21 protein-coding genes and 2 pseudogenes are annotated in these 26,207 nt (G+C 72.1%); 9 read left to right on the top strand and 14 right to left on the bottom strand.

Features of this window, described 5'->3' with window-relative positions:
• Window positions 1-41: 41 nt before the first annotated feature.
• Complete coding sequence (locus tag J116_RS07035; RefSeq protein WP_023586379.1) at window positions 42-2,540, bottom strand: polysaccharide lyase 8 family protein; 2,499 nt, start codon at window positions 2,538-2,540, stop codon at window positions 42-44.
• Window positions 2,541-2,706: 166 nt separating this feature from the next.
• On the opposite strand from J116_RS07035, the gene J116_RS07040 reads away from it, so the two are divergent.
• The 9 genes and pseudogenes from J116_RS07040 to J116_RS28370 all read left to right on the top strand — a co-directional run bounded on the left by J116_RS07040 (window position 2,707) and on the right by J116_RS28370 (window position 11,047).
• Window positions 2,707-3,321, top strand: coding sequence for a YceI family protein (locus J116_RS07040; protein ID WP_023586381.1), 615 nt, complete (start codon window positions 2,707-2,709; stop codon window positions 3,319-3,321).
• A 112-nt stretch (window positions 3,322-3,433) separates the two neighbouring features.
• Window positions 3,434-3,703 (top strand): annotated as a pseudogene (locus J116_RS31215) (LamG-like jellyroll fold domain-containing protein); the annotation flags it as partial.
• Between the two features lie 45 nt (window positions 3,704-3,748).
• Window positions 3,749-4,972, top strand: coding sequence for a LamG domain-containing protein (locus J116_RS30800; RefSeq protein ID WP_268810602.1), 1,224 nt, complete (start codon window positions 3,749-3,751; stop codon window positions 4,970-4,972).
• Window positions 4,972-5,202: pseudogene (locus tag J116_RS31580) on the top strand (LamG-like jellyroll fold domain-containing protein); the annotation flags it as partial. The gene J116_RS30800 and the pseudogene J116_RS31580, both read left to right, overlap by 1 nt.
• 794 nt (window positions 5,203-5,996) lie before the next feature.
• Complete coding sequence (locus tag J116_RS30805; protein WP_023586384.1) at window positions 5,997-6,314, top strand: RHS repeat domain-containing protein; 318 nt, start codon at window positions 5,997-5,999, stop codon at window positions 6,312-6,314.
• Window positions 6,315-6,375: 61 nt separating this feature from the next.
• Window positions 6,376-7,683 carry an RHS repeat protein gene (locus tag J116_RS31585; RefSeq protein WP_023586385.1) on the top strand — a complete coding sequence of 436 codons (1,308 nt, stop codon included), beginning with the start codon at window positions 6,376-6,378 and terminating at the stop codon, window positions 7,681-7,683.
• Window positions 7,684-7,797: 114 nt separating this feature from the next.
• Complete coding sequence (locus tag J116_RS07060) at window positions 7,798-9,921, top strand: RHS repeat-associated core domain-containing protein (protein ID WP_079147676.1); 2,124 nt, start codon at window positions 7,798-7,800, stop codon at window positions 9,919-9,921.
• Window positions 9,921-10,520 (top strand): DNA/RNA non-specific endonuclease, encoded by a 600-nt coding sequence (locus J116_RS28365; protein WP_079147677.1) that lies wholly within the window; start codon window positions 9,921-9,923, stop codon window positions 10,518-10,520. The genes J116_RS07060 and J116_RS28365 overlap by 1 nt, the downstream gene beginning before the upstream one ends.
• A complete protein-coding gene (locus J116_RS28370; protein WP_079147678.1) occupies window positions 10,520-11,047 on the top strand; it encodes an SMI1/KNR4 family protein in 528 nt (175 codons plus the stop codon). Before J116_RS28365 ends, J116_RS28370 begins: the two co-directional genes overlap by 1 nt.
• 13 nt (window positions 11,048-11,060) lie before the next feature.
• Here J116_RS28370 and J116_RS07065 read toward each other — a convergent pair whose 3' ends face one another.
• The 13 genes from J116_RS07065 to pruA form a co-directional block, all read right to left on the bottom strand.
• Window positions 11,061-12,419 carry a hypothetical protein gene (locus tag J116_RS07065; protein ID WP_028963780.1) on the bottom strand — a complete coding sequence of 453 codons (1,359 nt, stop codon included), beginning with the start codon at window positions 12,417-12,419 and terminating at the stop codon, window positions 11,061-11,063.
• Window positions 12,420-12,467: 48 nt separating this feature from the next.
• Window positions 12,468-14,075 carry a citramalate synthase gene (gene cimA, locus J116_RS07070; protein ID WP_023586390.1) on the bottom strand — a complete coding sequence of 536 codons (1,608 nt, stop codon included), beginning with the start codon at window positions 14,073-14,075 and terminating at the stop codon, window positions 12,468-12,470.
• A 370-nt stretch (window positions 14,076-14,445) separates the two neighbouring features.
• Window positions 14,446-14,994, bottom strand: a complete 549-nt coding sequence (locus tag J116_RS07075; protein ID WP_079147871.1) for a TetR/AcrR family transcriptional regulator — start codon at window positions 14,992-14,994, stop codon at window positions 14,446-14,448.
• A gap of 173 nt (window positions 14,995-15,167) precedes the next feature.
• Window positions 15,168-15,686 (bottom strand): hypothetical protein, encoded by a 519-nt coding sequence (locus J116_RS29695; protein ID WP_023586392.1) that lies wholly within the window; start codon window positions 15,684-15,686, stop codon window positions 15,168-15,170.
• A gap of 62 nt (window positions 15,687-15,748) precedes the next feature.
• Window positions 15,749-16,762 carry an agmatine deiminase family protein gene (locus J116_RS07085; protein ID WP_023586393.1) on the bottom strand — a complete coding sequence of 338 codons (1,014 nt, stop codon included), beginning with the start codon at window positions 16,760-16,762 and terminating at the stop codon, window positions 15,749-15,751.
• Between the two features lie 10 nt (window positions 16,763-16,772).
• Window positions 16,773-18,455, bottom strand: a complete 1,683-nt coding sequence (locus tag J116_RS07090; protein ID WP_023586394.1) for an urease subunit alpha — start codon at window positions 18,453-18,455, stop codon at window positions 16,773-16,775.
• Window positions 18,455-19,222: an urease subunit gamma gene (gene ureA, locus J116_RS07095; RefSeq protein ID WP_079147679.1), complete on the bottom strand. Its 768-nt coding sequence runs from the start codon at window positions 19,220-19,222 to the stop codon at window positions 18,455-18,457. The genes J116_RS07090 and ureA overlap by 1 nt, the downstream gene beginning before the upstream one ends.
• Before the next feature lie 389 nt (window positions 19,223-19,611).
• Window positions 19,612-20,703: a branched-chain amino acid aminotransferase gene (locus J116_RS07100; RefSeq protein WP_023586395.1), complete on the bottom strand. Its 1,092-nt coding sequence runs from the start codon at window positions 20,701-20,703 to the stop codon at window positions 19,612-19,614.
• 261 nt (window positions 20,704-20,964) lie between these two features.
• Entirely contained in the window at window positions 20,965-22,008 is a 1,044-nt protein-coding gene (locus tag J116_RS07105; RefSeq protein ID WP_023586396.1) for a 3-isopropylmalate dehydrogenase, read from the bottom strand.
• 180 nt (window positions 22,009-22,188) lie between these two features.
• Window positions 22,189-22,323 (bottom strand): hypothetical protein, encoded by a 135-nt coding sequence (locus J116_RS31220; RefSeq protein ID WP_023586397.1) that lies wholly within the window; start codon window positions 22,321-22,323, stop codon window positions 22,189-22,191.
• 238 nt (window positions 22,324-22,561) lie between these two features.
• Entirely contained in the window at window positions 22,562-23,110 is a 549-nt protein-coding gene (locus J116_RS07110; protein ID WP_023586398.1) for a GNAT family N-acetyltransferase, read from the bottom strand.
• A gap of 40 nt (window positions 23,111-23,150) precedes the next feature.
• Window positions 23,151-24,221: a S1 family peptidase gene (locus tag J116_RS07115; RefSeq protein ID WP_023586399.1), complete on the bottom strand. Its 1,071-nt coding sequence runs from the start codon at window positions 24,219-24,221 to the stop codon at window positions 23,151-23,153.
• A gap of 309 nt (window positions 24,222-24,530) precedes the next feature.
• Window positions 24,531-26,162, bottom strand: a complete 1,632-nt coding sequence (pruA, locus tag J116_RS07120; protein ID WP_023586400.1) for an L-glutamate gamma-semialdehyde dehydrogenase — start codon at window positions 26,160-26,162, stop codon at window positions 24,531-24,533.
• Window positions 26,163-26,207: the final 45 nt, after the last annotated feature.

The following is a 26,207-nucleotide window of genomic DNA, read 5'->3' on the forward strand; positions in this document are numbered from 1 at the left end:
GGCGAAGTACCAGCTTTTGGCCCCACGGTGTTGTGGGCTCCCTACAAGGGCGGCTGGTCGGGGATGTCACCCGGCCGGGGGAGCGCCACCTCGCACCGGTGCGGGGCGCAGGCGGTGCCCGGGGTGATCCGCAGGCGCAGCGCGGGCCGCGTGGAGAGTACCCGGACGGCCGGGTCGTGGACGAGGACACGGTGGACCGGGCGGTGCCAGGTGATCTCCAGGGGGCGGCCGGTACGGGCCGGCTCGGCGATGTGGAGGGTGGCGGTGCGGCCGCGCCGCCGTACGAGGACCGATGCGGGGGCGGTGGCGGTGAGGGGCCCCGTCGTGCCGGGGCGCCAGAAGTGGGCGAAGGTGAGGCCGAGGGCGCGGAGGCGGACGGACTGGTGGGCGGCGGTGTTGTCGAGGACCTCCAGCCGGCGCGCGTCGGCGGCGCGGGCGGCGACGGTGCGTCGGCCGGCGCCGGGCATCACCAGATAGGCGTACGCCGTGTCGGCGGGGTCGGTGCCGTGGTCGAGCCAGAGGGTCTGGTAGCGGCGGGTGCGGCGCTCGGCGCTGGATGCGGTGTTGATGTCGCGCCAGGCACCGGTGCGGTCCTCGCGGAGGGTGCGGAGGGCGGGGGTGTGCTGGGCGTGGCGGTGGTGCGGGTCGTGGCGGTGGTGCGGTACGGGGCTGTGTGCGTCGTGCGGCGGGGGGCCGGGCGAGTCGTACGGTGCGGGGCGCGGCGGGTCGTACGGCGCGGGGCCGGGCGGGAAGATCCAGCCGCCGTGGCCTTCGAGGTGCGCCCAGCCGGGTCCCGTCGTGAACCGCGCGTCACCGTCCTCGCCGAGGTTCCGGTTGTCCACGACCGTCTCGACGGGGACGCCGTCGGCGCAACTGATGCCCGCGCCCAGGCAGATGACGGCGTCGTCGGTGAAGAACCACGCCTTGCGGGCCTCCAGGGTGGAGCCGAGGCCGCGCAGGTGCTGGCCGATCGCCGCGTACTCGCCGTCCGTCACTCCCCCGACCCAGCGCGCGTCGGGCCGGGGCGCGCCCCACTCGCCGCCCTCCCGGTCGCGCAGGCGCCGGGTGGAGACGGTCGTGCCGGGCAGCCGGTACGGGTCCACGGTGGGCCAGAACCAGTCGGTGTACTGGCCGTCGCCCGCGGTGCCGGGGCCCGGCCCCCACCAGGTGAGCATCCCGGCGCCGGTGTGCCAGCCGCGCGGGTTCTCGCCGTTGCCGCACTCGTAGTGGGCGACGCGGTGCGAGGCCATGGCGACGCAGGCGGACCAGCCGGGGCGGTGGTGGACGGCCCGGTCCATGGCGGCGAAGAGCGTGTGGCCGGTCGGCTCGGGCGCGGCGGGCACGGGCGCGGCGGCGACGGCGTTGAGACGGGCGAGGTCGGCGACGTCGAAGCGGGGCGAGGTCAGGACGGGGCTGACCGTGTCGCGGGCGATCCAGCCCTTGACCAGGGCGTGCCAGCGGCTTTGGAGGTGCGGGGCGGCGCTCTCGGCGAGGAGGGCGATCGCTGCGACGACCCCGTGCCCGTGGTAGTGGTCGCCGCGCAGGACGCCGGGTTCGCCGCGCAGCACGCCCCGGCTGACGGCCCGTCCGCTGACGGCGTCCATCATCAGGCCGTTGCGCAGCAGCGGGGCGTACGCGCGCTCGACCGCGTCCAGGACGGTGTGCCGCGCGGGGTCGGTGACCTCCCAGGGGCTCCCGGCGAGGAGGGCGAAGAGGCGGGCGAGGCCGTCGAGGAGGACCTGGCCGTACGTGCCGGTGTACGGGACGGCGCCGTGCTGGATGAAGCTGCCGTCCTCGTACAGCCCGTCCCCCTCGGTGACGTACGGGAAGACCGGGGACAGCGCGTCGCGGGCGAGGGCCAGCTTGTCGGCGCGGCGTCCGAGGAGGCCGCGCAGGGCGACCGAGCGGCACAGGTCCACGCGGTTGGCGCCGGTGGAGGTGCCGGAGTAGTCGCGCAGGGCGCTGTCCGGGACGAAGTGGTCGACGGCGGCGCAGGCGGCCGCGATCCGGTCGGGGCCGAGGTGGCCGTGGAGGGCGGCGACCGTGTCCAGAAGGAGGCGGGGGCTGCCGACGCGCCACTCCCACCAGTTGCCGTAGGGGGTGGTGGCCGGGTGGTAGACGCGGGCGGCGAGGTGGTCGAGGCCGGTGCGGACGGCGTCGAGGAGTGCGGGGTCGCCGGTGTGGCCGGTGGCGGGCTGGACGTACGCCTGGGCCATGGTCCACAGGCGGCGGTAGGAGCGGGTGACGCCGGAGGGCGGGTCGAAGGGGTCGCCGGGCCAGAGGGACCGGGCGGCGGGCGCCATGGTGGCCCGGTAGCGCTCGGCGAGCGCGCCGGTCGCGGCGAGGCGGGTGGCGTACGGCTCGTTGGCGGGGTCGTAGCGGCCGGTGCCGAGCTGGAGGGTGAGCCAGCGTCGGCGCAGGGCGTCGTAGTCGGGGGCGTACGGGTCCCTGGCGGCGGCGCGGGCGGGGGCCGGGAGGGCGGCGGTGGCCGCGGCCGTGACGGCGGCGGCGACGAGGGCGCGGCGGGAGCAGTCGGGCACGGGTCGGATTGTGGTGGCCGGCGCCGGGCGGAGGGGCTGAGCCACGCGGACCGGGAGCCCCGGGAGATCCCCCGTCGCGAGTAGTTGAAAGTTGAACGGAATGGGTCTATGGTCGATGTAGTTCAACGTTCAACGAACGCACGAAACGCCTCACGAGGAGAACGCCATGGGCCTGTTCAACCGCACCTCCGGCACAAAGACCGCCACCGCCACCCTCGCCGCCCCGGCCGTGGACCCGGCGCTCGCCGCGCTGACCGGCACGTACCGGATCGACGCCGCGCACAGCTCGATCGGCTTCACCGCCCGCCACGCCATGGTGACCAACGTCCGCGGGGCGTTCACCGACTACGAGGGCACCCTCGTGCTGGACGGCTCGGACCCGGCCGCGTCGTCCGCGTCGATCGACGTCACGATGGCGTCCGTCGACACGGGCAGCGCCGACCGCGACGGCCACCTGCGCGCGGCCGACTTCTTCGACGTGGAGCAGTTCCCGCTCATGACGTTCCGCTCCACCTCCGCCGAGGCGCTGGGCGGCTCGGACTACCGGATCAACGGCGACCTGACGATCAAGGGCGTGACCCGCCCGGTCAGCATCGACCTGGAGTTCAACGGCGCCGCGAAGGACCCGTTCGGCAACGAGCGCGTCGGCTTCGAGGGCAAGGCCGAGATCCTGCGCTCCGACTGGGGCCTGACCTGGAACGCGGCCCTGGAGACCGGTGGCGTGCTGGTCAGCGACAAGATCAAGCTGACGTTCGAGATCTCCGCGATCCGCGCGGCGTAAGCACCCGCCGCCTGCCGCACCACCCCGCCCATAGCGCCCCCCGCCGCCCCGGCGGCGAGGTGGGCGCTGGGCGTTACCGGCCCGGTGGGCGGGGCACTACACGGTCGAATACGGCGGCACGAAGCCCATCGTGTCCACGCAGTCGGTCACGGACGGTGCGTGGCACCACGTGGTGCTCACCAGCACCGCCACCGCGCAGACGCTGTACCTGGACGGCGCCAAGGTCGGCAGCCTGACCGGCACCGTCCAGGCACGCGACGGTCACTACGCCTACGTCGGTGCGGGCTGGGGCAACGAGGGCTGGATGGGTGTCCCGGCCGGCACTCACTATTTCGAGGGTGCCATCGACGATGTCGCCGTCTACCATCACGCCCTCGACCCGGCCACGATCGCCGAGCACTTCTCGGCACGGCACGCCACGGGCATGATGAACAAGGTCGTGCTGCCCTCCGGCCGCACCCACGCCACAGCGGAGTACGACTCCGCAAGCGGGCGACTGACCAGCACCACCGATGAGAACGGCGGTGTCTGGAGGGTTTCCCACGAGGCTTTCAGCAGCGGATCCGCCGCCTACGCGCACGCGGTGGGCACGTCGACCCCGGCCGCCTACTGGCGACTCAACGAGCGCAGCGGAGCCGTTGTGCGAAGCGAGACGGGTGACGCGACGGACGGTTCCTACCAGGGCGGGGTGGACCTCGGCCTCCCGGGCGCCTTCGCCGACGGTGACGACACGGCAGCCGGCTTCGGGCCGGGCGCGTACGCGGAGATTCCCGGAGATGTGCTGCGCCGCGGCACCGACCTGGCGGTGGAACTCTGGTTCCGCACCAGCGAACCCGGCGTGCTGGTCGGAGACCAGGGCGCGCCCCTGGGCGGGGCGACGACATCCACCGGTGGCTGGACGCCCCTTCTCTACGTGGGGACCGACAACAAGCTCCACGGCAAGTTCTACACGGTGCCGGCCCTGACCACGACTCCGCTTGCCTCCGTCTCCACCGTCACCGACGGTGAATGGCACCACGCGGTGGTCTCGGCTTCTGGCGATGTCCAGACGCTTTATCTGGACGGCATCAAGCAGGGCACGCTGAATGCCACCCTGAACCACCAGGCGAACAAGTACACCTACATCGGCGGTGGCTTCGCCAAGGGATGGCCCTCGACCCCCGGTGACGTGAGCTTCTTCCCCGGTCAGATCGACGAGGTCGCCGTCTACGACCGCCCCCTCGACGCCGCCGCCGTGGCCAGTCACTTCCGGGCACGGACAGGACTCGTCCGAGGCAACGGATTCCAGTACCGCGGCACGGTCGTCGCAGACGGCCCCTCCGCCTACTGGCGCTTCGACGAGAGCACCGGAACGACCGCCCGCAGCGCCGTGGCGGACGGACACGCCAGCGGCACCTACAACGGGGTGACCCTGGGCGCGGCAGGCATCTTCGGTCGAGGCGACAATCCGTCCGTCTACTTCGGCGGAAGCGGCAGTGTCGCGGTTCCTGGTGAATCACTCGCCGGCCGCACCAGCCTCGCCATGGAACTGTGGTTCCGCACGAAGAAGGCGAACGCGGTCCTGCTGGGCTCCCCCTCGGCCAGAAGCCGACGAACTGGCGGCCGCTGCTCAGCATCGACTCGTCCGGAAAGCTGCGGGGCCGCCTCGTGATGGGCGACAACGCCCCCACGCCGGTCACCTCCTCGGGCAGCGTCACAGACGGCCAGTGGCACCACGTCGTGCTGACCGGTTCGGGGACGGCCCATCAGCTGTACCTCGACGGGGCGCCGATCGGCTCGCTGACCGGGACACTCATCGACCAGACACTCCCGTACGCCTATTGGGGAGCGGGCTACACCAGCCCCGGCTGGACGGGAGTCGCGGAGGGCACCTACCACTACTCCGGCGACATCGACGAGGCCGCCTTCTACGACCACGCCCTGTCCGCCGAACAGGTGGCCACGCACTACGCGGCGCACGCACGCAGCTCGGCCTCCGCGCTGGCGGCCACCGTCACGGTCACCGACCCGGCCGGGCACGCCACCAGCACGACGTACGACGCCCTGCGCGGGGGACGAGTGCTCCGCGTGACGGACGCGGAGGGCGGCACCACCTCGTACAGCTACGACACCGGCGGCTTCCTCCACACCGTCACCGACCCGAACGGCCATGTCGTGATCACGGGGCATGACGCGTCGGGCAACCCCGTGACACGTACGACGTGCCGCGACGCGGACTCCTGCTGGACCTCGTTCGCGACATACCACCGCAGTGAGAACGAACCGCTCGACCCGCTCAACGGCAAGCTCCTCACCACATCCGACGGCCGCTCAACGGCGAGTGGTGACACGCGCTACCGCACCACCCACTCGTACAACAGCCTTGGGCTGCCCACCTCCACGCGGCTGGCCGACGGGCGCACCGGCACCATCGCCTACACGACCGGCTCGGAGAGCGCCGTGGGTGGAGGCATGGCGCCCGCAGGCCTGGTCGCCGAGGAGAGGACTCCGGGCGGTGCGACCACCAAGTACGCCTACTACGCCAACGGCGATCTGGCGCGTGTCGTCTCGCCGTCCGGTCTGAGCACGGCCTTCGCCTACGACGGCCTCGGCCGGAAAATCTCCGAGACGCAGGTATCCGACTCGTCCCCTCAGGCGTCACCATCACATTCGCGTACGACACACAGTCGAACGTCGTGGTGGAGACCGGGGCCGGCGTGCGGAACGAGATCACCGGAGCCACCCACACCGCCAAGATCAGCCGCACATTCGACGCCGACGGCGCCCTGCTCACCGAGACGGTGGAGGACACCACCGGCGGCCACGCCGCCCGGACGACGACCTACCACTACAACGCTCACGGCCTGCAGGACCGCATCACCAACGCGGAGGGCCACAGCACGTCGTTCCTGTACGACGGACTCGGCAGGATCGTCCAGCAGACGGACGCCATGGGGACCACCTACACGAGTGCGTACCCCCCCCCCCCCCCCCCCCTCTGGCGAGCCGTGTGATCTGGTTCTGGAATCCCTCACGTACGACCCCGCCGGACGACTGGCGTCGCGTACGGACCCGATGGGCGCCACCACTACGTACACCTACTTCGACGACGGGCTGCCCGCCACCACCACGGCCAGGCAGGTGACCCAGTCGGACGGCTCCCGCAGGGACATCGTCCTCGAGGCGAACACCTATGACGGGGCCGGTCACCTGGTACGGCAGGTGACGGGGGGCGGGACCGTGACGACCGTCCAGGCAGTCGACGCCACCGGCCGGGTCACCCGCAGTGTGCTCGATCCCGACGGTCTGGCCCGCACGACGACCTTCGCGTACGACGCCGACGACCGTGTCACGACGTCGACGGCGAACATCGACGGAGCAGGTCGCGTCCTGACGTCCACGACCGACTACGACGTGGACGGCAACCCGGTCCGCAGCACGGTCAGCGACGGCAGCGGCACGCCCAGGTCCACCGTGAGTACCTATGACCAGCGCGGCATGCTCCTGTCGGAGACCGGCCCGCGAGGCATGCTCAGCGGCGTCGACCCCGCCGCGCACACGACAACGTACCGGTACGACTCGCTTGGCCGTCTGGTCGAGACGAAGGCCCCGCCGGTGTCCGTCGAAGAGGGCGGCGCCATGGCTCAGGTGGCCCGGCCGACCACGGTGACGGGTTACAACACCTTCGGCGAGGCGACCGCCACACGCGACGAGCGGGGCGCCGTGACCAGGGCCGTGTACGACGAGGTGGGCCGGACCACGGCCGTCAGGCTGCCCGCGTACACCCCGCTGGGGGCGAGCGAGCCGCTCACGCCGGTCATCACGGCGACCTACGACGCCCTCGACCGCACGACAGCCGTCACCGACGCGCTGAACCGCACAACCCGCTACGGATACGACCAGCTGAGCAATCTGGTCCAGCGCACCGATCCGGTGGCGGGCGGCACGGCGACGCTGCAGCAGCCGAGCGAGTTCACCGTCCAGAACACCGACCTCGCGGGCGCCGGAGTTACGCGCTACACCTGGACTCCGACGGGCCCGGGGCTCTCCGTCACGGATCCGACGGGCGCGCGCACGGAGGCGACGTACGACGAACTCGGGCGGATGCTGACGGCCACCACCGTCGAGCGCCACCCGGAGCTCCGCAATCTCACGACGCGCTTCACCTGGGACGACGCGGGCCGCCAGACGGCGTCCACCAGTCCCCTCGGCCGTACGTCGACGACCACCTACAATGCCGCGGGCGAGCCGCTGACCATCACGGACCCGGCGTCCGGAGTGACCCGTTTCGTGTACGACGGCCTGGGCCGACCCACCTCCGAGGTGGACCCGACAGGCCGCAGGAGCACCGTCGAGTACGACGCCCTGGGTCTCCCGGTGTAGGCCACGGACTACGGCACGGGCACCACACCGCTGCGCTCGACGGCCCGTGAGTACGACGCCGACGGCAATCTCACGGCGTCGGTCACGGCGTCGGGGGCCCGCACCACGTTCGCCGTGGACGCTTTGGGCCGGACGACCCGCATGGTGGAGCCCGTCAAGGACGGTGAGTCCATCACGACGACCTTCGGGTACGACGCCACGGGCAACCGCACGCGTCTGACCGACGGCCGCGGCAACACCACGGTGTACACCTTCAACGCCTGGGGCATGCCCGAGGCGACGATAGAACCGGCGACATCGGCCCATCCCGCGGCCGCCGACCGGACCTGGACCACCGTCTACGACGCGGCGGGCCGTTCCGTGGCCGATCTGCTGCCTGGTGGTGTGAAGCGTCAGCGCTCCTACGACGGCCTGGATCGCCTGGTCCGGGAGACGGGCACGGGCGCCGAGGCGACCACCATCGACCGCGTCTTCACCTATGACCTCGCGGGCCGGATGACGGCTGCGGGCACGCACGACGCCGCGCAGCGCAACACCTACGCGTACAACGACCGAGGGCAGCTGCTGCGGGCCGACGGCCCGGCGGGTTCGTCCCGCTACACCTACGGCGACGACGGCAACATGACGGCCCGCACCGATGGGGCGGGCACCACGGCGTACGGCTACGACGTCGCCGGTCGGCTGAGCCTCACCGACGACCCGGTGACCGGCGCGCGGACGGTGATGTCGTACGACGCGGCCGGGCGGGTGACGGCGGAGGAGTACCGGCGACCGACGGCCGACGGGTCGGGGTGGTCCGCCGAGGGGACACGCGCGTACACGTATGACGCCCTCGGCCGGCTGGCGGAGGACCGCACCGTATCCAGCGCCGGCACGACGCCACTGGCACGCCTGGCGTACGGGTACGACGCCGACGGCCGCCTGGTACGGAAGGAGACCGAGGGAACGGCGGGCCCGGGTGTACAGACGTACGCCTACGATCTGGCGGGCCGCATGACCTCCGCCACGAACGGCGCGACGACGACGCCGTACGCCTGGGACGCCGCGGGCAACCGCACCCTCGCGGGCGCGGCCGCCGCCGCTCAGTACGACGAGCGCAACCGCCTCCTGTCGGACGGCACGAGCACGTACACGTACACGGCGCGGGGCACCCTGGCCTCGGTCCAGCCCTCCGGTGGATCTGCGCGGACCCTCACGTTCGACGCCTTCGAGCGGAAGGTCGCCGACGGGACCGCCACCTACCTGTACGACTCCCTGGACCGGATGGCCTCGCGCGACGGGACGGCGTTCGTCTACGACGGCGGGAGCAACAACCTGGTGTCGGACGGGGCCAGCTCGTACACCCGCACCCCGGGCGGCACACTGGTCGCCGCCGCGACCGGCACGACGAGGCAGCGGCTCCTGACGGACCAGCACACCGACGTGGTCGCCGCCCTGACGGCCGACGGGACGGCGGTGAGCGGCTCCACGTCGTACGACCCCTTCGGCAAGCCGCAGGCCGAGTCGGGTACTACGCCGTCCCTGGGATACCAGTCCGGCTACACCGACCCGGCCAACGGCGACATCAACATGGCGGCGCGCTGGTACCAGCCCGGCACCGGAGCCTTCGCCTCCCGCGACACCTGGCTGCTGGACCCGACGCAGTCGTCCGGACGGGCTCACCGCTACTCCTACGGCTTCGGCTCGCCCCTCAACGGTACCGACCCCACCGGTCATATTTTCCCGCTCGTGATCGGGGGCGTCGCCCTATGGAAGGCCGCCGCAGCCCTGGGAGGCGCCACGGTCATCACTGCCGGGGCGTATGGCGCTGCGGAGTGGGCGTCGAATCGAGACTGGTCCTGGCCCTCCTCGTCCTCTTCCTCATCATCGTCCTCATCGCGAGGTGGTCTGTACGACTTGGGCAACGCAGGCGCCGCTTCCGCGGCAGCTGCGGCTATGTCCGCAGCGGCCACCCGTTTCGGCGCCGGTAGTTCCGGATCCTCGGCGACGAGTAGCCGAGGAGGCAGCAGCAGCCGGAGCGCCTGGTATCCGAAGACACGGCAGTACGGGAACGGCTCCTGGACCTACCGGGCTGCCCAACCGCAGCCCCGCGTGATCACCAGTCCGCCGCGCCCTCCCATCCCGCAGAACCCCAACAAGGGCAAGCACCCGGTTCCTGCCCCGACGCGCCCCACGCCGAAGCCGGACTGGGGCATCAAGCCCGGGGCTGGAAGCCATCGGACGGATGGAAGCTCATAGTGGGCGCCCTGGAGATGCTCGCTTCGGGAGTAAACAGCCAGTACGACCCCGCCCAAGGCCCGGCAACGCAACCTGCCCCCGGCGCCAATCCCGGCAATCCTGCCGGAGCTGACCCAAACGATGATCCGTGTAAGAATCCCAGAGAAAAACGGTTCCGTTATCAGCCCATGGAGGCCGGCAAGCGCCCCTCCGGCGTAACTGCACTTATATGCCCTGCCGACCTGAAAGCCACCGGTAGCCAGCGCGACGATGGCGCAAAAGTGCACGTGGCGGGCTTCCCTGTGGGCAGCAATCTCGACGAGAACGACAAGCCGATTTACAACAGAGCACACATCCTCGGAGATCGCTTCCATGGGTCGTGGCGCTCGGAGAACCTGTTTACTGGTTACGCACGCATGAACACCAGCGGAATGAAGCGCTGCGAAAATAGGATGGCCAAGGCCGAGACGGGCACTTGGGTGGAGTACTCTGGCCAGCTGAGGTACAAGGACAGCGACAAACTCATACCCGAGGGGATAACCATGACAGCAAAAACCAAGACGGGCCCCCTGTTCAACGTCTACATTAAGAATATTCCCGAATTTCAGGTGAGCTGCTGATGCTTAACAGCCTCGAAGAGGTTCTTCCGGACTTGGCCCGACAGAGACCGCAAGAGCCCAGAACAATTCACTGGTCCACTATCGAGAACCGCCTCGGGAAACTTCCCTCAGATTACAAAGAACTCGCCGAGGCATACCCGTCGTTTGTGGTGGACGAATTCCTGAGCGTATCCATCCCGCGCACAGGGAGGGAGGAATCATTCTGCGACTCCCTCCTTGAGGATCTTCAGGACCTGGCTCAGCTGTCCGAGCTTGACGAGTCACACGGGTATAATCCGTACCCGTCCCCTGGAGGTCTCCTGCCTGTTGCCACCACCTTCTCAGGTGACATCCTGTACTGGCGAACCAATGACACGAACCCCGATGCATGGACCATAGTGGTAAGTACCACCAACGATGATTGGTGGCAGTACACGGGGACTCTTACTGAGTTTTTGGTGGACTGGCTGGGAGGAACAATGGAACGCATCGGCTTGCCCTCCGAGGTACCCAGGAGAAACCCACCTGTACGTTTGGGGAAAGGTTGAGCCTCATCTCGCCTCAGAACCCGCCTCCGAAGTCGCCACCTCCGCCGAAGCCGCCGCCTCCGAAGTCGCCGCCGCCCCAGCCGCCGCCTCCGCCGAAGTCGCCGCCGAAGTCCGACGCGTTGAAGTCGCCGCCGGAGAAGTCGCCGCCCGCGAAGCCCTCGCCGCCGTACTCGGCCGCGTACGCCGGGGTGGCCAGGGTCGTGCCGAGCATCGTGCCGATCAGCAGGCCCGGCAGGAGCGCGCCGCCGTAGTAGCCGCCCGCCCAGGGACCGTACGCCGGGCCCGCCTCCCAGTACGGGCGGGGGCCGAATTCCGTGGCCACCTGGCGGGACGCCGGGTCCTGGCCGGCCTTGACGCGGGACGCGTCCGCCGCGCACACCGGCACCTCGCGCGGCGTGCCCCCGTGCGGCGCCCACGACAGGTCGGTGACGGACGGGCCGTGGCGCGGGTCGAAGAAGCAGGGTGCCCGCCGCTCGGGAAGCGGGCGGCCCTCGCGGCGGGCGGCGAGGACGGCCAGCGCGTGGCGGCCGTCCGCGAGGGCCTCGGTCACGCCCCGGACGTCATGGGGATGACGGGCCCCGGCCATGAGCTGCTTCGCCTTGTCGTACGCGTCGAGCGCGTGCTCGTAGTCGCGGCGCTGCGCGTCGTCGGCGGACGGGTCGCCGGGGTGGAAGTCCAGCCGGTCCAGCTCCTCGCCGTACGCGGTGATGTCCTCGTCCACGACGACGCGGAGCTTCTCCAGCGCCTCCAGCTCCTCGGCGCGCTTGCGGTTGCGGGTGCGGACGGTCGTCAGGGACACGGCGCCCGCCACCAGGGCGAACAGCACGCCGATGGTGATGAGCCCGCCGACCGGCGCGCCGTCGCCGGGCACGCCCTCCCACGAGGAAGGCGCCGAACCGCGCAGCTGAGGCAGGGCCTGGTCGACGAACGCGTTCAGCTCCGCCGTCGCGTCCACGCCCGGCTGGTGCACGGCCGAGACCAGGTTGTCCACGGCGCGCGGGGCCATGACCGCCCGGTCGGCGCCCGCGTCGAAGGCGTCGCCCAGCCGGACCGCGTACACGCCGGTCACGCCCGTCAGGGTGCGCAGGTCGCGCAGGAGCGTGTCCTCCGGGAACTCCGCCGTGTCCGGCAGGACGGCCACCATCAGCGGCTTGTCCGCCTGGAGGATCTTCCGCTCCAGCGCCTCCGCCTCGCGCGCCGGCAGCTCGGCGGCGGCGTCCGGATGCACGTACACGGGGCCCTGGCGCAGCGCCTGGGCCGCCTCGCGCACCCCGTCGGTCGCCTTCGCGGACGCACCGGGGGCGAGGGCCAGGAGGACCGTCAGCACCAGGCCCACCACGACCGACAAGAGGGAGAGCGGATTTCTCCTCATATCATCGACGGTACCCCATGTGGGCTATTTCACGAAGGTCCTCCGGGTTCAGCTCTCCGTCGGCCGGACCCCCGCCTTCAGCAGGCCGTACGTGTACGCGTCCACCAGCGCCTGCCACGACGCGGCGATGACGTTCTCGGCGACCCCCACCGTGGACCACTCGGCGTCGCCGTCGCTGGTCGTGATCAGCACGCGGGTCGTGGACTCCGTGCCGTGGCGGCCCTCCAGGATGCGGACCTTGTAGTCCACCAGCTCGAACTTGGCCATCTGCGGGTAGATCCGCTCCAGCGCCACCAGCAGCGCCCGGTCCAGGGCGTTCACCGGGCCGTTGCCCTCGGCCGTGGCGACGATGCGCTCGCCGTCGGCCCACACCTTGACCGTCGCCTCGTTGGCGTGGGAGCCGTCGGGGCGGTCCTCGGCGATGGCCCGCCACGACTCCGTACGGAAGAAGCGCGGCGGGCGGCCCTCGACCTCCTCGCGCAGCAGCAGCTCGAACGACGCGTCGGCCGCCTCGTAGGTGTAGCCGCGCAGCTCCCGGTCCTTGACGCGGTCCACGACCCGGCCGACCAGCTCCCGGTCGTCGCCCAGGTCGATGCCCAGCTCCTTGCCCTTCAGCTCGACCGACGCCCGCCCGGCCATGTCGGAGACGAGCATCCGCATCGTGTTGCCGACCAGCTCGGGGTCGATGTGCTGGTACAGGTCCGGGTCGACCTTGATGGCGGAGGCGTGCAGCCCGGCCTTGTGGGCGAACGCGGAGACACCGACGTACGGCTGGTGGGTGGACGGGGTGAGGTTGACGACCTCGGCGATGGCGTGGGAGATCCGGGTCATCTCCGCGAGGGAGCCCTCGGGCAGGACGCGGCGGCCGTACTTCAGCTCCAGCGCGGCGACGACGGGGAAGAGGTTGGCGTTGCCGACGCGTTCGCCGTAGCCGTTGGCGGTGCACTGGACGTGGGTGGCGCCGCCGTCGACGGCGGCGAGGGTGTTGGCGACGGCGCAGCCCGTGTCGTCCTGGGCGTGGATGCCGAGGCGGGCGCCCGTGTCGGCGGCGACGGTGGAGACGACGGCCTGGACCTGCGGCGGGAGCATGCCGCCGTTGGTGTCGCACAGGACGACCACGTCGGCGCCCGCCTCGTGCGCGGCGCGGACCACGGCCTTGGCGTACTCGGGGTTGGCCCGGTAGCCGTCGAAGAAGTGCTCGCAGTCCACGAACACGCGGCGGCCCTGCTCGCGCAGGTACTGGACCGTGTCGCGGACCATCGCGAGGTTCTCGTCGAGCGTGGTGCGCAGGGCCAGTTCCACATGGCGGTCGTGGGACTTGGCGACCAGGGTGATCACCGGGGCGCCGGAGTCGAGGAGCGCCTTGACCTGCGGGTCGTCGGCGGCGCGGATGCCGGCGCGGCGGGTGGCGCCGAACGCCACGAGCTGGGCGTGCTGGAAGTCGATCTCGGCGAGGGCGCGGGCGAAGAACTCCGTGTCCCGCGGGTTCGCGCCGGGCCAGCCGCCCTCGATGAAGCCCACGCCGAAGTCGTCCAGGTGCCGGGCGATGGTCAGCTTGTCGGCGACGGTGAGGTTGATGCCCTCGCGCTGGGCGCCGTCGCGCAGCGTCGTGTCGAAGACGTGGAAGCTGTCATCGACGGGCTGATCCGTGGTCATGGCTGTCCTGCTCCTGTCGGATGGGCTCCGGTGTGGTCCTTCCCCGCCCGGGCCGGGTGGGGGTAGGGACCCGGACGGGGGAATGGGGTGGATCGGTCCGCTTGTCCCCATTCTCGCGCGCTCGCCGCCGGCCCATGGGTGGGGCCCGGAAAACGAAAAGACCCCTCGCGGGTGCGAGAGGTCTGCGCGCGGGTCTGAGACATGGTGTCCGCTGCCGCGACGGGGTGCTGTCGGGGTTCAGCGGTCACGGTGGACCGGCGCGCCGCTGCCGATAATCATCGGGTTTGCGAGCACGGCGGCAGTTTGCCACAGGTGCGCCACCCCGTGGGCACAAGTCTCACGATGCGGTCAAGCCCTGGGGATCCGGCGGTCAGGCCGTGCGGAGCAGCGTCTCGTCGAGGTGTTCGCGTACGTGGGTGAGCACCTGCTCCCGGCCGGTGCCGGGCAGGCCGACGGCGACATGGACGCTGAACCCGTCGAGGAGGGCGCGCAGCCGGGCCGCGTACCGGTCGGGGTCGACGGGGCGCAGTTCGCCGCGCGAGACGCCCTCGGCGAGGAGCGCGACGAGGTCCCGGTGCCAGGCGCCCTCGATGGCGGCCTGCCGGTCGCGCGCCTCGGCGTCGGCGTTCTGCGAGCGGGTCCACACCTCCAGCCAGAGCGTCCAGTGCGGGTCGCGGGGCCCGTCGGGGACGTACAGCTCGACGTACGAGGCGAGGCGGTCGGTGACCGGCAGGTCGTGGCGCGACAGCAGCGCGCTGCGCTCGGCGCCGAGGCGGCCCTCGCTCCACTCCAGGGTGCGCAGGAGCAGTTCGTCCTTGGTGCGGAAGTAGTAGAGGAGGTGGCCGCTGCTCATGCCGACCTCCCGGCCGAGCCCGGCCATGGTGAGGCCGTCGAGCCCGCGTTCGGCGATGGTCGCCATGGCGGCGGCGAGCACGTCCTCGCGGGGCGGCGCGGTGTTGCGCCGCCGCGCGGCGCGGGCTCGCGAGGTGTCGGCGGCGCGGGCTTCGGGGGCGCGGGCTTCGGGGGCTCCGGTCCGGGGGCCGTCGGCGGCGCGGGTGGGTCCGTCGGCGGCGGCGCGGGCTTCGGGGTCGTTCACCCGTCCGTTGTACCCGATCTCCATCCGGCCTCCTTCATCCGTTCGCGCAGGGCCGCCACGGCGGCTTGGGCGGGCGGGGGTCCCGCCAGGGCGTCCGGGCCGGCGCTCAGCACCTCGCGGACGACGGCGGCCGCCTGGTCCGCGGGGAGAACGCCGGAGAGCAGGGCGAGGAGCGCCGGGCCGTCCGCGTCGTCCCAGCCGTGGTGGACGACCTCGCGCAGGGCCACGACCGTGTCCACGGCGGCGGGCGGCAGCTCCGTCCAGGCCCGCAGCACCCGCACCTCGTCGGCCGCCTCGGCCATGAACCAGAGCATGACCTCGTACGGCACGTCGTGCCCGTCCGGCGCGAAGAGGTGGAACGACGGCTCGCGCGCCGGGTCCTCGTCCGGGATGGCGGCGGTGACCAGGAAGCCCGCGTCGCGGTGGTGGAGCTCGATGTGCCACGCGTCGTCGTGCAGCGCGTACGTGCGCGTGATCCGGTAGTCGGGACGCGGGGCGGGGCGGGGTTCGGCCATGGGCGCAGGCTGTCAGCCGCGCCCATGGACCGGCCAGCGGTTTTCCCCGCTGCGTACGGGCCTCAGACCTTCGGCTGCTGCTGGGTGATGCAGTGGATGCCGCCGCCGTTGGCGAACACCGGGCGGGCGTCGACCAGGGTGACCGTACGGTCGGGGAAGAGGCGGCGGAAGATCCCGGCGGCGAGCTCGTCGCGCGGGTCCCCGAAGGCGCACAGGACGACGCCGCCGTTGCACAGGTAGTGGTTGATGTACGAGTAGTCCACCCACGCGCCGTCCTCCTGGAGGACCGTCGGCGCGGGCACCTCCACGACCTCCAGGGCGCGCCCCCGGGCGTCGGTCTGCGACCGGAGGAGGGCGACGATCTCCTCGCACGGCTCGTGGTCGGGGTGGGCCGGGTCGGGCTGGGTGTGGGCGACGACGACGCCGGGGCGGGCGAACGCGGCGACGATGTCCACATGGCCGCGCGTCCCGTAGTCGCCGTAGTCGGCGGTCAGCCCGCGCGGCAGCCAGATCGCCTTGGTGGTGCCGAGCTTCGCGTGGATCTCCGCCTCGACCTCGGCGCGGGTCCAGCCGGGGTTGCGCTCGGGGCCGAGCTGGACCGTGTCGGTGAGGAGGACCGTGCCCTCGCCGTCCACGTGGATCGCGCCGCCCTCGTTGACGAGGGGGCTCGCGTGCACGGGGACGCGGGCGAGGTCCGCGACATGGCGGGCGATCTTCGCGTCGTGCTCCCAGCGGGCCCAGTCCGCGGCGCCCCAGCCGTTGAACACCCAGTCCACGGCGGCCAGTTCGCGTCCGTCGGTGACGAACGTGGGGCCGATGTCCCGCATCCAGGCGTCGTCCAGGTCCCGCTCCACCAGGTCGACGCCGTCGCCGAGGAGGGCGCGGGCCGATTCGGCGTCGCCGGGCGCCGCGACCATGGTGACCGGTTCGAACCGGCGTACGGCGCGGGCGACCTGGGCCCACGCGGCGCGTGCCTCGGCGAGCCTCTCGGGGGTGTCGAAGGTGGGGTTGGCGGTGGGCCACGCCATCCAGGTGCGCTCGTGGGGCGTCCACTCGGCGGGCATGCGGAAGGTCATCGGGCGGTCCTCAGAGGAAGTAGAGGCGGTTGAGGGAGACGGAGTCGGCTGGCTCCGAGCGGACCGGGTCGCCGTCGAGGGTGACCAGGCCGGTGCGGGCGTCCACGCCGACCTCCCCGATACGGGAGTTGAGGCGCAGGTCGGCCGGGCCGATGCCCCGGGTGCCGCGCACGGCGACGCGCCTGCGGCGGGTGGGCATCAGGTCGGCGCCGAGCTGGGCGGCCGCGCCCGAGACGAACGCCACGGAGATGTCGGCCGCCGTCGCGCCGTGCGCCCCGAACTGCGGGCCCAGCACCAGGGGTTCGCAGGTGTCGGTGGCGGCGTTCGGGTCGCCCACGACGCCGTACGCGGGGAAGCCCGCCTTCAGGACGAGCTGCGGCTTCGCGCCGAAGAACTCGGGCCGCCACAGCACGATGTCCGCGAGCTTGCCCGGCTCGATGGAGCCGACCTCGTGGGCGAGGCCGTGCGCGATGGCCGGGTTGATGGTCAGCTTGGCGATGTAGCGCAGGACACGGGCGTTGTCGTCGCCGTCACCGTCGCCGTCGAGCGGCCCCAGTTCGGCCTTCATCTTGCCGGCCATGGCGAACGTCCGCCGCACGGTCTCCCCCGCCCGGCCCATGCCCTGCGCGTCGGACGAGGTGATGCCGATCGCGCCCAGGTCGTGCAGCACGTCCTCGGCGCCCATGGTCCCGGCGCGGATGCGGTCGCGGGCCATGGCGGCGTCGCCGGGCAGGTCGGTCTTCAGGTCGTGGACGGAGACGATCATTCCGTAGTGCTCGGCGACGGCGTCCCGCCCGAAGGGCAGCGTCGGGTTGGTGGAGGAGCCGATGACGTTGGGGACGCCCGCCATCTTGAGGACGTTCGGGACGTGGCCGCCGCCGCAGCCCTCGATGTGGAAGGCGTGGATCGTGCGCCCTTCGAGGACCTTGAGGGTGTCCTCCACGGACAGGCACTCGTTGAGGCCGTCGCTGTGCAGGGCGACCTGGACGTCGTGCTCCTCCGCGACCCGCAGGGCCGTGTCGAGGGCGCGGGTGTGGGCGCCCATGTCCTCGTGGACCTTGAAGCCGGAGGCGCCGCCCTCCGCGAGGGCCTCCACCAGGGGGGCGGCGTCGGACGACGAGCCGCGCGCCAGGAAGCCGATGTTGACGGGCCAGGCGTCGAACGCGCTGAACGCGTGGCGCAGCGCCCACGGCGAGTTGACGCCGACGCCCCACACGGGCCCGAACTCCTGGCCGATGATCGTGGTCACCCCGGACGCCAGCGACGCCTCCATGATGCGGGGCGACAGCAGGTGGACGTGGGTGTCGACGGCACCGGCCGTGGCGATCAGGCCCTCGCCGGACACGATGGAGGTGCCGGTGCCGACGACCACGTCCACCCCGTCGAGGGTGTCGGGGTTCCCGGCCCGCCCGATGGCGTGGACGCGCCCCTCGCGGATGCCGACGGACACCTTGCGGATGCCCTGCACGGCGTCGATGACCAGGACGTTGCTGATCACCAGGTCGCAGGTCTCGCGTACGGCGGCGGCCTTCAGGTGCAGTCCGTCGCGGGCGGTCTTGCCGAACCCGGCCAGGAACTCGTCGCCCGGCCTCTGCGCGTCCGACTCGACCCGTACGGTCAGCCCGGAGTCGCCCAGGCGGACGCGGTCACCGGCGCGGGGGCCGTGCACGGAGGCGTACTCGTAGGGGTCCATCAGGCGTCCTCCTCCGCTCCGGCGGCGGTGTCGCGGTCTCGTACGGGACGGGGCCCGGCTCCGGCTCCGGCTTCGGCCTCCGGTGCGGCCTCGGCGCCGAGGTAGCCGCAGGCGGCCGCCCTGCGCAGGGCCTCCTCCTTGGCGCCGGGCGCGTCCAGCGGCCCGTCCACCAGACCGGCGAACCCGATGGCGACCCGGTCGCCGCCGATGGGCACCAGCCCCACCTCGGCCTCGCCGCCCGGGTCGAACCGGACGGACGACCCGGCCGGGACGCACAGCCGCATCCCGTACGCCGCCGCCCGGTCGAAGCGCAGGCGCGGGTTGGCCTCGAAGAAGTGGAAGTGCGAGGTGACGCTGACCGGCACGGCGGCGGTGTTGCGCACGGTGAGCGTCGTGACGGGGGCCGGTTCGTCGTAGCCGGGGCCCGGCAGCAGCGCGCCGGGGGCGTCCGGTCCCGCCGAGGCACCGCCGATCGGGTCGCTGACGACGGCAAGACGGGACCCGTCGTCGAACACCGCCTCGACATGGACCTCGGTGACCACGTCCGCCACGCCCGGCAGTACGTCGTCGGGGCCGAGGACCGACCGGGCCGCCTCGATCGCCTCCGCGAGGCGGCGGCCGTCGCGGGCGGCCTCGCAGACCGTGTCGGCGATGAGGGCGGTGGCCTCGGGGACGTTGAGCCGCAGTCCGCGGGCGCGGCGGGCCCGGGCGAGTTCGGCTGCCCCGAAGAGAAGCAGCCGGTCGCGTTCCGTGGGGGTCAGGCGCACGGCCCTCGCACCTCCTGGCGTGTACGACGAGGTTTAGAGCAACACTCTAAAGCGGGCGCGTGAGAAAGAGAAGTCCCCTTTAGGACCAGGCGCCCGAAGTATTGAACGACACTCGAAACTCGACACCCGCCGGTGCGGGACCGACGGGCGCGGGCGGGGTACGGGCCTACGGGCGCGCGGGCCTCAGGCTCGCGGCCGTCAGGCGCATGGGCGGGCGCGCGACGACGCGAGGGCGGCCCTGAGGCGCGCGGACGCACGGGCGACGGGTCCCGGCGCACGGGTACGCGAAACGCGCCGCGCCCGCCGGGCCCGCGGCCGCCCTGGGGTGGGCGGGACGCGGACCGCGGCGGGCGCGGCGCGAAAGGCGAGAGGGAAGGCCGGGCGCGGGCTCAGGCGACCTGGTGGGTCCAGCCGTGGGTGTCCTCGGCGGCGCCGGTCTGGATGTCCAGCAGGGCCCGGCGAAGCCTCAGGGTGACCTCGCCCGGCTGCCCGTCGCCCTGCGTCCACTGGCCACCGGCGGACTTGACCGTGCCGACCGGGGTGATCACGGCCGCCGTGCCGCAGGCGAAGACCTCCGTGAGCGTGCCGTTCTCCGTGTCGCGGCGCCACTGCCCGGTGGAGATCCGGCCCTCCTCCGACTCGTAGCCGAGGTCACGGGCGACCTGGAGCAGCGAGTCGCGGGTGATCCCGGCCAGCAGGGAGCCGGTCAGCTCCGGGGTGACGATCTTGTTCCCGTACACGAAGTACAGGTTCATGCCGCCCATCTCCTCGACCCACTTGTGCTCCAGCGCGTCGAGCCACACGACCTGGTCGCAGCCCTTCGCGGCGGCCTCGGCCTGGGCGAGCAGGGACGCGGCGTAGTTGCCGCCCGTCTTGGCGAAGCCCATGCCGCCGGGGACCGCGCGGACGTAGTTCTCCGACAGCCAGACGGAGACCGGCTTCACACCGCCCGGGAAGTACGCCCCGGCGGGCGACGCGATGACGATGAACAGGTACTCGTTGGCGGGCCGGACGCCCAGCCCGACCTCCGTGGCGATCATGAAGGGGCGCAGGTAGAGGGACTCCTCACCGCCGTGCGGCGGGACCCACGCCTCGTCCTGCCGGACCAGCGCGTCGCACGCCGCGACGAACGTCTCGACGGGCAGCTCCGGCATGGCGAGGCGGCGGGCGGAGCGCTGGAACCGCTCGGCGTTGGCCTCGGGGCGGAACAGGGACACCGTGCCGTCGGGGCGCCGGTACGCCTTCAGGCCCTCGAAGATCTCCTGGGCGTAGTGCAGCGTCATGTTGGCGGGGTCGATGGACAGCGGCGCGTACGGCGTCAGCTGTGCGTCGTGCCAGCCGCGGCCCTCCGTCCACTTGATCGTCACCATGTGGTCGGTGAAGTGGCGGCCGAAGCCGGGGTTGGCCAGGATCGCCTCGCGCTGGGCGGCGGACAGCGGGTTCGAGGAGGGCTTGAGCTCGATCGTCGTGGGCGTCGTCATGAGTGCTGTGTCCTTCACCGGTTGTGTGGATCGGACCGCGCTCACGCCGCCGCTCCAGCCGCGTGCGGCGGCTGCTGTCAGGACGTCCGAGCTGTACCGCATGCCGCGGCCCCGCGTTCGATTATCGCTCGTGGGGTCGCGGCGGGGAAACGGGTGTGACCGCGGTCCGTGGGTTCGATGGTGGCACCCGCGGCCGCACAGGAGAAGCCGCCGGGTGCTGGTGCGACCCGGCGGCTGTGTCTGGTGCTCCCAGTCGGCGGGTCAGGACGCTACGCGTACCGCGAGCGCGTCGCCGATCTCTTCCGTGGTGCGCGCGGGGGCGCCGGCCCGCTCGGCGAGGTCGGCGGCGACCGCCTCCTCGATGCGGATGGCCTCGGAGTCGTGGCCGAGATGGCGCAGGAGCAGCGCGACGGACAGGACGGTGGCGGTGGGGTCGGCCTTGCCCTGGCCCGCGATGTCGGGCGCGGAGCCGTGCACCGGCTCAAACATCGACGGGAACGCGCCCGTCGGGTTGATGTTGCCGGAGGCCGCCAGGCCGATGCCGCCGGTCACGGCAGCGGCGAGGTCGGTGAGGATGTCGCCGAAGAGGTTGTCGGTGACGATGACGTCGAAGCGCTCGGGCTGGGTGACGAAGAAGATCGTCGCGGCGTCGACGTGCAGGTAGTCGGTGGTGACCTCGGGGTACTCCTCGCCGACCTTGTCGAAGATCTTCTTCCACATGTGGCCGGCGTGGACGAGGACGTTGTTCTTGTGGACGAGCGTCAGCTTCTTGCGGGGGCGGGCCTTGGCGCGCTCGTACGCGTCGCGGACGACGCGCTCGACGCCGTACGCCGTGTTGACGCTGACCTCGGTGGCGACCTCGGCCGGGGTGCCGGTGCGGAGGCTGCCGCCGTTGCCCGTGTACGGGCCCTCGGTGCCCTCGCGGACGACGACGAAGTCGATGTCGGGGCGGCCGGCCAGCGGGCTCGCGGTGTGCGGGAAGAGCTTCGAGGGGCGCAGGTTCACATAGTGGTCGAACGCGAAGCGCAGCTTCAGCAGCAGGCCGCGCTCCAGCACGCCGGACGGCACGGACGGGTCGCCGATCGCGCCGAGGAGGATGGCGTCGTGGCCCTTGAGCTGCTCCAGCTCCACCTCGGGGAGGGTCTCCCCGGTGCGGTGCCATCGCCGTGCGCCGAGGTCGTACTCCCGGGTCTCCAGCTTCACGTCCTGCGGGAGGACCGCGGACAGGACCTTGAGCCCCTGGGACACGACCTCCTGGCCGATGCCGTCACCGGGGATCACTGCGAGATTGATGCTGCGAGACATGGCGGGAACCCTACTCCTCGTCCCACTGCCTGACATGGACCGTCCGCCATTCGGACAGACGGCGTGCCGGGCCTGTGCCGCACGGCCGGTGGCGCCGCCGGGGCGGACGGCCGGCCGTACGGGATCGTCGGCGCTGGTCAGTACGGGTGGGCGTAGCCGGTGAACGGCTCGGCGACCGGTTCAGTGGCCGGTCGAGCCGCCGTTGTCACGGCGGTCCAGGGCGCGCTGGAGGGCGGCGGCGGCGTTCTTGCGCTCGGTCTCGGTGGGACGGGTGCCCGAGTGGCGGACACGGCGGCGGGTGCTGGCAGCGGTCATGGTGGCTCCTTGGCGGGGCGAAGGCTCGGGGAGGCGCCGGAAGGGGCGGGGAGCGCCGCCGCAGGGGTGACCTGCCAGAGGCGTGCGCGCTCATCTCCGCCGTTCGCTGATGGAGCGAGACGTTCGGCTCCTACCAAGCTAAGCGAGCACGCTGCCGCTGTCTCCGTGAATACTCGGACTTCCTACTATCTGAGACGGGCAACGCCGAACGCCCTGGTCGGGGAGGCGCGCCGCGCGGTCAGAGCACGTCGCCGTCCCGCCAGTCGAACTGAAGGGGGCCGTCCTCCGGCGCGGGCAGCGGCCGTCCGGCGGCGGGTCGCAGGAACGTGCAGTCCTCGTCGTCCGCCAGCCTGGTCACGCCGTGCGGGCCGTACCCCTCGACGCGGCCGTTCCACAGGTGCCAGCCGCGCGAGCGGTACAGCAGGGCGCCCTCGTCGGACGCGGACAGCGCCCCGAAGTCGTACGCGCCGTCGACGACCTCCTCCAGCGCGGCCATGACCCGGGCGCCCACGCCCTGGCGGCGGCGCTCCGCCCGTACGCCCACGGCCTCGACGTACCCGACCCGGTGGGCGCGCCCGGCGTGGACGACGCGGCGCATGACGACGCTGCCGTGCGCGACGATCCGCCCCTGGGCGTCCTCGACGTACGCGTGGACACCGCCGAGGCCGTGCTCCCAGTCGTCCTCGCCCAGGTCGCCGTCGAAGGCGTCCTCCAGCATGGCGCGGATCGCCGCGAGCACGGCGGGCTTCAACTCGTAGGTGTGGGCGGTATGGAGACGATCGCTCATACCGCCCACTGTGGCACTGCTCCCGCCGGGGCGGGCGTGGCTAGTACACGTTCACGCCATAGGCGGTCAGGGCCTCGCGGACCGGCTGGTGGATGGCCGAGCCGTTGGTGCCCGTGCAGCCGGAGCTGCCGGAGTGGATGCCGAGCGCGACCGAACCGGCGAAGTGGGCGCCGCCGCTGTCGCCGCCCGCGGAGCAGGCGGTCGTGCGGACCATGCCGTAGACGGGGCCGTCGCTGTAGTTGACGGTGACGTTGACCGCGGTGACGCTGCCGCTGGTGACCTTGGTCGTGGAGCCGCTCTTCTGGATGGCCTGGCCGACGACGGCGTCGGCGGCCGACGCGATGTCCTGGTAGCTGCCGTTGTAGAGGTTGACCCGGCCGCCGAGGTTGGTGGTGGTCGTGTAGCGGACGATCCCGTAGTCGTTGGTCGGGAAGCTGGTGCCCTCGCGGACGCCGATGGAGGCGCCGCCGGAGGTGGCCGACCAGGTGGACGAGATGTTGGTGCAGTGGCCGGCGGTGAGGAAGTACCGGACGTTGTTCTTGGTGACGTTGAAGGCGGCCGAGCAGCGGGAGCCGCCGCCGTAGATGGCGTCACCGCCCGCCACCTCGCGCTTGAACACGCCGGGGACGCGGGTGACGCGTACGGCGCCGTCGAGCGAGGCGGCGACCTGGCGGAGCCGGGCCAGGTCGCGGGCGGAGACGGAGGAGTCGGCCTCGACGGCGATCTGGTTGGTGCGCGGGTCCAGGCCCCAGGAGGTGCCGGTGATCTTGGCCTTGGCCTCCAGCGCGGCCATGGCGGCGTCGAGCTGGGCGGCGCCGCGCTGGACGCGCTTGGGCGTGGCGCCGGCGGCGCGGGCCTTCGCGGCGGCGGCCTCGGTGGTGACGGTGACGACGAGTTCGCCGGTCTCGGCGTCCACGTAGGTGCCGGCGCTGTCGTCGCCGAGGGTCCGCTCCACGGTGGCGTCGAGGGCGTGGAGGGCGGCGGCCGCGTCGGGGGCGGGGGTGGGGGTGAGGGGTGCGTCCGCGGCTCCGGCCGGGGTGGCGGCGAAGCCGAGGGAGGCGACGACGAGCAGGGCGGACAGTCCGGTGCGCGCACGGGTGGTGCGTCTCATGCCGGTGGTCTCCTTCGTCGGTGACGGGTGGGACGTACCGAGGAAGGAATTTGACATGGCCCCTTCATTACCGCAAGGGGGCGTGCCGGCCCGGGCGCGGCGCGGGGCAGCGCCGACCGGGGCGGTGCCGACCGCGCGGACGGGAGCGCCGGCATGGAAACCGCCCCCGCCCGGCGTGGGGGCCGGACGGGGGCGGTGTCTGGGGGCGGTCCCGTACGGGGCCGGGGTGACGCCTACGGGTCGGGGGCGTCCCCTACAGGGCCGGGTGACCCTACGGGCCGGGGTGGCCCGTAGGGGCCGGGAGGGGCGTCAGCCCATGTGCGGGTAGCCGTACTCGGTCGGCGGGACCAGCGTCTCCTTGATGGCGCGGGTCAGCGTCCAGCGCATCAGGTTCTGCGGGGCGCCGGCCTTGTCGTTGGTGCCGGAGGCGCGGCCGCCGCCGAAGGGCTGCTGGCCGACGACGGCGCCGGTCGACTTGTCGTTGATGTAGAAGTTGCCCGCGGCGTACCGCAGCTTCTCCATCGTGTGCGCGGCGGCGGCACGGTCCTTGGCGATGACCGAACCGGTCAGCGCGTAGGCGGACACCGACTCCATCTGGTCGAGCATGGCGTCGTACTGGTCGTCCTCGTATACGTACACGGCAAGGATCGGGCCGAAGTACTCGTCCCGGAACACCTCGTTCTCCGGGTCGGTGCACTCGATGACGGTCGGGCGGACGAAGTAGCCCACCGAGTCGTCGTACGAGCCGCCCGCGACGATCGTGCACGCCGGGTCCGCCTTGGCGCGGTCGATCGCGGCCTTGTTCTTGGCGAACGCGCGCTCGTCGATGACGGCGCCGATGAAGTTCGTCAGGTCGGTGACGTCACCCATCTTGATGCCGTCCACCTCGGCCGCGAACTCCTCCTTGAAGCCGGAGTTCCAGATCGAGGCGGGGATGTACGCGCGCGAGGTCGCCGAGCACTTCTGGCCCTGGAACTCGAACGCGCCACGCGTCAGCGCGGTCTTCAGGACGGCGCGGTCGGCGCTCGGGTGCGCGACGACGAAGTCCTTGCCGCCCGTCTCGCCGACGATCCGCGGGTAGGAGCGGTACTTCTCGATGTTGTTGCCGACCGTCTTCCACAGGTGCTGGAAGGTGCGGGTGGAGCCGGTGAAGTGGATGCCCGCGAGCATCGGGTGCTCCAGGGCCACCTCGGAGACGGCGATGCCGTCGCCGGTCACCAGGTTGATGACGCCCTTCGGCAGGCCGGCCTCCTCCAGCAGCTCCATGAGCAGCACGGCGGCGTGGGTCTGCGTCGGGGACGGCTTCCACACGACGACGTTGCCCATGAGGGCCGGGGCGGTGGGCAGGTTGCCCGCGATGGCCGTGAAGTTGAACGGCGTGATCGCGTAGACGAAGCCCTCCAGCGGGCGGTGGTCCAGACGGTTCCACACGCCGGGCGAGTTCGCCGGGGGCTGCTCGGCGAGCAGGTCACGGGCGTACTTGACGTTGAACCGCCAGAAGTCGACCAGCTCGCACGGCGTGTCGATCTCGGCCTGCTGGGCGGTCTTCGACTGGCCGAGCATGGTCGAGGCGGCCAGCGTCTCGCGCCACGGGCCGGACAGCAGCTCGGCGGCGCGCAGGAAGATCGCGGCGCGGTCGTCGAAGGACATCGCGCGCCACGCCGGAGCGGCGGCCAGGGCGGCGTCGACGGCGTCCTGGGCGTCCTGCCGGGTCGCGGCGGCGAAGGTGCCGATCACGGCCCGGTGGTTGTGCGGCTGCACGACGTCCACCCGCTCGCCGCCGCCCATGCGCTTGACGCCGTTGATGGTCATCGGCAGGTCGATCGGGTTCTCGGCCAGCTCCTTGAGCTTGGCCTCCAGCCGGGTCCGCTCCGGGGAGCCGGGGGCGTAGCCGTGCACCGGCTCGTTGACCGGGGCGGGGACCTGGGTCACAGCGTCCATGGGTCTCGTAACTCCTTTGGTGAGGGGTGTCAGGGGCGGCGCCCC

It is taken from the genome of Streptomyces thermolilacinus SPC6, assembly GCF_000478605.2.
GTDB classification, from domain to species: Bacteria; Actinomycetota; Actinomycetes; order Streptomycetales; family Streptomycetaceae; genus Streptomyces; species Streptomyces thermolilacinus.

Bases quoted from the DNA above. Each gene is read 5' to 3' on its own strand.
- J116_RS07100 (WP_023586395.1), bottom strand. From the start codon at position 20,703: ATGACGACGCCCACGACGATCGAGCTCAAGCCCTCCTCGAACCCGCTG.
- J116_RS07065 (WP_028963780.1), bottom strand. From the start codon at position 12,419: ATGAGGAGAAATCCGCTCTCCCTCTTGTCGGTCGTGGTGGGCCTGGTG.
- J116_RS07085 (WP_023586393.1), bottom strand. From the start codon at position 16,762: ATGACCTTCCGCATGCCCGCCGAGTGGACGCCCCACGAGCGCACCTGG.
- J116_RS30800 (WP_268810602.1), top strand. From the start codon at position 3,749: ATGAACAAGGTCGTGCTGCCCTCCGGCCGCACCCACGCCACAGCGGAG.
- J116_RS07110 (WP_023586398.1), bottom strand. From the start codon at position 23,110: ATGAGCGATCGTCTCCATACCGCCCACACCTACGAGTTGAAGCCCGCC.
- J116_RS28370 (WP_079147678.1), top strand. From the start codon at position 10,520: ATGCTTAACAGCCTCGAAGAGGTTCTTCCGGACTTGGCCCGACAGAGA.
- pruA (WP_023586400.1), bottom strand. From the start codon at position 26,162: ATGGACGCTGTGACCCAGGTCCCCGCCCCGGTCAACGAGCCGGTGCAC.
- J116_RS31220 (WP_023586397.1), bottom strand. From the start codon at position 22,323: ATGACCGCTGCCAGCACCCGCCGCCGTGTCCGCCACTCGGGCACCCGT.
- J116_RS07115 (WP_023586399.1), bottom strand. From the start codon at position 24,221: ATGAGACGCACCACCCGTGCGCGCACCGGACTGTCCGCCCTGCTCGTC.
- J116_RS31585 (WP_023586385.1), top strand. From the start codon at position 6,376: ATGGGCGCCACCACTACGTACACCTACTTCGACGACGGGCTGCCCGCC.
- J116_RS07090 (WP_023586394.1), bottom strand. From the start codon at position 18,455: ATGGACCCCTACGAGTACGCCTCCGTGCACGGCCCCCGCGCCGGTGAC.
- cimA (WP_023586390.1), bottom strand. From the start codon at position 14,075: ATGACCACGGATCAGCCCGTCGATGACAGCTTCCACGTCTTCGACACG.
- J116_RS29695 (WP_023586392.1), bottom strand. From the start codon at position 15,686: ATGGCCGAACCCCGCCCCGCCCCGCGTCCCGACTACCGGATCACGCGC.
- J116_RS07105 (WP_023586396.1), bottom strand. From the start codon at position 22,008: ATGTCTCGCAGCATCAATCTCGCAGTGATCCCCGGTGACGGCATCGGC.
- J116_RS07040 (WP_023586381.1), top strand. From the start codon at position 2,707: ATGGGCCTGTTCAACCGCACCTCCGGCACAAAGACCGCCACCGCCACC.
- J116_RS07075 (WP_079147871.1), bottom strand. From the start codon at position 14,994: ATGGCGACCATCGCCGAACGCGGGCTCGACGGCCTCACCATGGCCGGG.